The 5907-nt window shown below is 75.2% G+C and carries 6 protein-coding genes; all 6 read right to left on the minus strand.

Annotation, left to right across the window (positions count from 1 at the left end):
* Positions 1-1621: ABC-F family ATP-binding cassette domain-containing protein (locus ACFV5N_RS11115; RefSeq protein WP_385597153.1), on the minus strand; the 1621-nt coding region annotated here is incomplete at its 3' end.
* Between the two features lie 2 nt (positions 1622-1623).
* Positions 1624-2559 carry a 4-(cytidine 5'-diphospho)-2-C-methyl-D-erythritol kinase gene (locus ACFV5N_RS11120; RefSeq protein WP_385597156.1) on the minus strand — a complete coding sequence of 312 codons (936 nt, stop codon included), beginning with the start codon at positions 2557-2559 and terminating at the stop codon, positions 1624-1626.
* Between the two features lie 139 nt (positions 2560-2698).
* Complete coding sequence (gene rsmA, locus ACFV5N_RS11125; protein WP_385597159.1) at positions 2699-3562, minus strand: 16S rRNA (adenine(1518)-N(6)/adenine(1519)-N(6))-dimethyltransferase RsmA; 864 nt, start codon at positions 3560-3562, stop codon at positions 2699-2701.
* Positions 3555-4397: a TatD family hydrolase gene (locus ACFV5N_RS11130; RefSeq protein WP_385597161.1), complete on the minus strand. Its 843-nt coding sequence runs from the start codon at positions 4395-4397 to the stop codon at positions 3555-3557. Before ACFV5N_RS11130 ends, rsmA begins: the two co-directional genes overlap by 8 nt.
* Positions 4398-4442: 45 nt before the next feature.
* Positions 4443-4724 carry a hypothetical protein gene (locus ACFV5N_RS11135; protein ID WP_385597163.1) on the minus strand — a complete coding sequence of 94 codons (282 nt, stop codon included), beginning with the start codon at positions 4722-4724 and terminating at the stop codon, positions 4443-4445.
* Between the two features lie 28 nt (positions 4725-4752).
* Positions 4753-5643: a 16S rRNA (cytidine(1402)-2'-O)-methyltransferase gene (gene rsmI, locus ACFV5N_RS11140; RefSeq protein WP_385597164.1), complete on the minus strand. Its 891-nt coding sequence runs from the start codon at positions 5641-5643 to the stop codon at positions 4753-4755.
* Between the last annotated feature and the right edge of the window lie 264 nt (positions 5644-5907).

Raw genomic sequence — 5907 nt, forward strand, 5'->3', positions numbered from 1 at the left:
GCGCCGGCGCGGCAGCCGCCGCCGGGGCCGCGGGCCGGCCGGCGGGCGCCGCCTGCTTGCCGGCCGCGCGGCGCTCCAGGTACTCGTCGATGCCGCGCGGCAGCATCCGCAGCGTCCGGTCCCCCAGCAGCGCGAACACCCGGTCGGTGGTGCGCTCCACGAAGTACCGGTCGTGGCTGATCACCACCAGCGACCCGGGCCAGCCGTCCAGCAGGTCCTCCAGCTGGGTCAGCGTCTCGATGTCCAGGTCGTTCGTCGGCTCGTCCAGGAACAGCACGTTGGGCTCGTCCATCAGCAGCCGCAGGATCTGGAGGCGGCGCCGCTCACCGCCGGACAGGTCGCCGACCGGCGTCCACTGCCGCTCCTTGCTGAACCCGAACCGCTCGCACAGCTGGGAGGCGGTCATCTCCCGCCCCTTGCCCAGTTCGACGCGCGCCCGCACCGACTCCACGGCCTGGAGCACCCGCCAGGCCGGGTCCACCTCCCGTACCTCCTGGGAGAGATACGCCAGCCGCACGGTCTTGCCGACCTTGATCCGGCCGGCCGTCACCAGCGGCGAGCCGCCCTGCTCGCCGTCCGGGTCGGCGGCCGACTCGGCCATCGCCCGCAGCAGCGAGGTCTTGCCCGCGCCGTTCACGCCCACCAGGCCGATCCGGTCGCCCGGGCCGAGCTGCCAGGTGAGATGGCGCAGCAGTTCGCGATCCTCGCCGACCCGGATCGTCACGTCCTCCAGATCGAAGACGGTACGGCCCAGCCGGGCGTTCGCGAACCGCATCAGCTCGGCGGTGTCGCGCGGCGGCGGCACATCGGCGATCAGGCTGTTGGCCGCCTCGATCCGGAACCGGGGCTTGCTGGTACGGGCCGGGGCGCCGCGCCGCAGCCAGGCCAGCTCCTTGCGCATCAGGTTCTGCCGCTTGGTCTCCTCGGTGGCGGCGATGCGTTCGCGCTCGGCGCGGGCGAACACGTAGTCGCTGTACCCGCCTTCGTACGCGTGCACCGTGCCGCGCTGCACGTCCCACATCCGGGTGCAGACCTGGTCGAGGAACCAGCGGTCGTGGGTGACGATGACCAGCGCGGAGCGGCGGGTCCGCAGATGGCCGGCGAGCCAGGAGATGCCCTCCACGTCGAGGTGGTTGGTGGGCTCGTCCAGGACGACGAGGTCCTGTTCGGCGATCAGCAGCTTGGCGAGGGCGATCCGGCGCCGCTCGCCGCCGGAGAGCGGGCCGATGACCGTCTCCAGGCCCTGCGGGAAACCGGGCAGGTCGAGTCCGCCGAACAGGCCGGTCAGGATGTCGCGGACCCGGGCGTCACCGGCCCAGGCGTGGTCGGGCAGATCGCCGATGACCTCGTGCCGGATGGTGGCGGCCGGGTCGAGCGAGTCGTGCTGGGTGAGCAGGCCGAGCCGCAGCCCGCCGACGTGCGTGACCCGCCCGGCGTCCGGCTCCTCCTGCTTGGCGAGCACCCGGATGAGGGTGGTCTTGCCGTCGCCGTTGCGCCCCACCACGCCGATCCGGTCGCCCTCGCCGACGCCGAGGGAGATGCCGTCCAGCAGCGTACGGGTGCCGTACACCTTGCTGACGGATTCCAGGTTGGCGAGGTTGCGGGAAGAGGGGGTGGACAAGGTCAGGCTCCTGAGATGGTGAGAACGCCGGCGCCGGGGGCCGGGGAGGTGGTGGCGCGGGCGGCGCGGCAGGTGCCCGAGCCCTCCAGCACGGTGGCGATACGGGCGGCCGTCGGGGCGGCGGGGGCCAGGAAGGCGCAGGTGGGTCCGGATCCGGAGACCAGTCCCGCCAGGGCTCCCGCGGCGGCGCCGGCCTCCAGGACATCCGCCAGGGAGGGCCGCAGGGACAGGGCGGCGGGCTGGAGGTCGTTGCTGAGGGCGGCGGCCAGCGCGTAGGCGTCTCCGTCGCGCAGCGCGGCCAGCAGCGCCGGGGCCGGCTCCGGGGCGGGCACCGGGGCGTCGCCGCGCAGCCGGTCGCACTCGCGGTACACCTCGGGGGTGGACAGACCGCCGTCGGCCAGCGCGAACACCCAGTGGAAGGTGCCGCCGACCGGCAGCGGGGTGAGCAGTTCGCCCCGGCCGCGGCCGAGGGCGGCGCCGCCGACGAGGGCGAACGGCACGTCCGAGCCGAGCCGGCCGGCCAGCTCCAGCAGTTCCTCGCGGGGGGTGTGGGTGCCCCACAGTTCGTCGCAGGCCAGCAGGGCGGCGGCGGCGTCCGCGCTGCCGCCGGCCATGCCGCCGGCCACCGGGATGTCCTTGTCGATGTGCAGGTGCACGTCGGCGCTGCCGCGGCCGGTGTGCGCGGCGAGCAGTTCGGCGGCGCGGGCGGCCAGGTTGGAGCCGTCCAGCGGGACCAGGGAACTGCCGGGGCCGGCGCAGGTGAGGGAGAGCCGGTCGGCCGGGCGGGCGGTCACCCGGTCCTGGAGGCCGACGGCGAGGAAGACGTTGGCGAGGTCGTGGTAGCCGTCCGCACGCGGCGGGCCGACGGCCAGCTGCACATTGACCTTCGCGGGAACGCGGATGGTGACGGCCGGCACGGAGGCAGCGGGATGGGACATGCCCCACAGCCTAGGGCGTGTTACCGGCGGCCCCGCCACGTCCTCCGGGACCCGGCACCCCGGGGCGGGCGGGGCGGCCCGACCGGTCCGCAACCGCTCCGCGGGACGCCGCCCGCGCCGCCCGCGCCGCCTGCCGCCGTCAGGCGGGCCGGTGCTCGGCGATGCGCGCGAAGTCCTCGACGGACAGCGCCTCACCCCGTGCGCCGGGGCTCACGCCGGCCGCCGTGCAGGCCGCCTCCGCCGCCGCCGGGGAGCCGGCCCAGCCGGCCAGCGCCGAGCGCAGCGTCTTGCGGCGCTGCGCGAACGCCGCGTCCACCACCGCGAACACCTCGGCCCTGGAGGCGGTCGTGGGCGGCGGTTCGCGTCGGGTGAGGGCCACCAGGCCCGAGTCGACGTTGGGCGCGGGCCAGAAGACGGTGCGGCCGATCGCCCCGGCCCGGCGGACGTCCGCGTACCAGGCGGCCTTGACCGACGGCACCCCGTACACCTTGGAGCCGGGCGGCGCGGCCAGCCGGTCGGCGACCTCGGACTGGACCATCACCAGGCCGCGCCGGATGCCGGGGAAGAGCGCCAGCATGTGCAGCAGCACCGGGACGGCCACGTTGTAGGGCAGGTTGGCGACCAGCGCGGTCGGGGCGGGGCCGGGCAGTTCGGTGACGCGCAGCGCGTCCTGGTGCACCAGCGCGAACCGGTCGGCGCGCTCCGGGAGCCGGGCGGCGACGGTGGCCGGCAGGGCGGCGGCCAGGGTGTCGTCGATCTCGACGGCCGTGACGTGCCCGGCGGTGCGCAGCAGAGCGAGGGTGAGCGAGCCGAGTCCCGGACCGATCTCCACCACCACGTCGTCCTCGCCGATGTCCGCCGCGCGCACGATGCGGCGCACGGTGTTGGCGTCGATGACGAAGTTCTGGCCGCGCTGTTTGGTGGGGCGCACGCCGAGGGCGGTGGCCAGGGCGCGGATGTCGGCGGCGCTCAGCAGTTCGCCGTCCAGGGGGTCCTCAGGCATCGCCGAACACCCGCGCCGTGTTGGCCGCGATGTGCGCGGCGAGGTCGTCCTCCGTCATGCCCTTGACCTGCGCCATGGCGCGCAGGGTGACGGGGATCAGGTACGGGGCGTTGGGGCGGCCGCGGAAGGGCGCCGGGGTGAGGAACGGGGCGTCCGTCTCGACCAGCAGCCGCTCGGGCGGGGCGACGGCGAGCGCGTCGCGCAGCGGCTGGGCGCTGGCGAAGGTGACATTGCCCGCGAAGGACAGGTAATAGCCTTCGGCCGCGCAGATCTCCGCCATCGCCGCGTCACCGGAAAAGCAGTGGAATACCGTGCGCCGCGGGGCGCCCTCTTCCTTCAGAATGCGCAGCACGTCGTCGTGGGCCTCCCGGTCGTGAATGACCAGTGCCTTTCCGTGTTCTTTCGCGATCGCGATGTGACGGCGGAAGGAATGGTGCTGGGCGGCTTTTCCCTCGTCCCCGGTGCGGTAATAGTCGAGGCCGGTTTCCCCGATCGCGCGGACCTGCGGCAGCGCGGCCAGGGCGGCGATCTCGTCGAGGGCGGCGGCCAGGCCGTCGCCGAGCCGGGGTGCCTCGTTCGGGTGCAGGGCGACGGCGGCCCAGATCCGGTCGGGGTGCTCGGCGGCGGTGCGCGCGGCCCAGTGGGCGCGCTCCACGTCGCAGCCGATCTGGACGACACGGGTGACCCCGACGGCGGCGGCCCGGGCCAGCGCCTCCTCGACGGTGGTGTCCTGCATGTCCAGGTGGGTGTGCGAATCGGCGACCGGCACGGCCAGCGGCTCGGGCGGCGGAGGCGGTACGGACTGCTCCGCCTTCGCCTTGGCGGACTTGGGCATGGGGTCGATCCTACGGCGCCCGGCACCGGGTGCCGCGCCCCGCCCTCAGTGCCAGACCCGCCGCACGGCCGCCACCCGGCCCGGGCGCATCACCCGCACCCGGTGCCCGTCGCAATTGGGACAGGTGGGGTACGTCAGCGGCGAGCGGACCCGCCGTCCGCCGACCCAGTACTCGACCATGGGCCGGCCGTGCGGGTCGCGCAGATGCTCGATGCTGAATTGCTGTTCCCAGCCGTAGCCGCAGCTCAGACACGCGAAGGAATACGCGGCGCGGGTGGTGTAGCCTTCCGCTCCGCCTTGTTCCGGTGGCACATTCGGATCGTTCATGGTGGCTCCTTGGAGGCCTTCCACCATTTTAGTCCGATTTCGCCGCCACCACCGCGTCGAAGACCTCGCGCTTGGGCAGCCCGGCCTCCTTCGCGACCTGGGCGATCGCCTCCTTGCGCCGCTCCCCCGCCTCCTCGCGGGCCGCCACCCGCCGGGCCAGCTCGTCCGGGCCCACCTCGGCCGGGCCCGGCGCCGGGGCCCCCTCGACGACCACGGTGATCTCGCCGCGCACCCCCTGCTCCGCCCAGCGGGCCAGATCGGCGAGCGGCCCGCGCCGTACCTCCTCGTACGTCTTGGTCAGCTCCCGGCACACCGCCGCCCGCCGCTCGGGGCCGAACACCTCCGCCATGGCGGCCAGCGTGGCCGCCACCCGGTGCGGCGACTCGAAATAGACCAGGGTGCGCTGCTCTGCGGCGACCTCCCGCAGCCGCGCCGCCCGCTCCCCCGCCTTGCGCGGCGGGAAGCCCTCGAAGCAGAACCGGTCCACCGGCAGCCCGGACAGCGCCAGCGCGGTGAGCACGGCGGACGGACCGGGGACGGCGGTCACCCGCACCCCGCGCTCCACGGCGGCGGCCACCAGCCGGTAGCCGGGGTCGGAGACGGACGGCATCCCGGCGTCCGTGACCAGCAGCACCCGGGCGCCGCGGACCAGCTCCTTGATCAGCTCGCCGGTGCGGACCGTCTCGTTGCCCTCGAAGTAGGACACCACCCGGCCGCCCGGCTGCACCCCGAGCGCCTGGCCGAGCCGGCGCAGCCGCCGGGTGTCCTCGGCCGCCACGATGTCGGCGCCCGCCAGCTCGGCGGCCAGCCGGGGCGGGGCGTCCGCCAGGTCCCCGATCGGGGTGCCCGCCAGCACCAGGGTGCCGGTCTCCCCGGTGTACGCCGTGTACCGCGTCTCCTCGGTCATGTCCTCCGTCATGCGCCCCATCCTTTCAGGACCCGGATGTCAAGATGGCCCGCGTGAGGAGTACCGACAGCGGCCCGACGCCGACCGACGCCCCGCCCCGCCCCGAGCCCGGCGGCTGGGCGCGGCGGCTGCGGTCCTTCGGCTATGTGCCGCCGGCCGGCCCCGGCGGGATCCGCGAGAGGCGGGTGGGCCCCCCCCCCCCCCGGGCCCCCCCGCCCCCCCCGGGCCCGGGTTAACCCCCCCAGGGAGCCCCCGCCCCCCGCGCGCGGGCGATTA

The organism is Streptomyces sp. NPDC059853 (assembly GCF_042731495.1).
Lineage (GTDB): Bacteria > Actinomycetota > Actinomycetes > Streptomycetales > Streptomycetaceae > Streptomyces.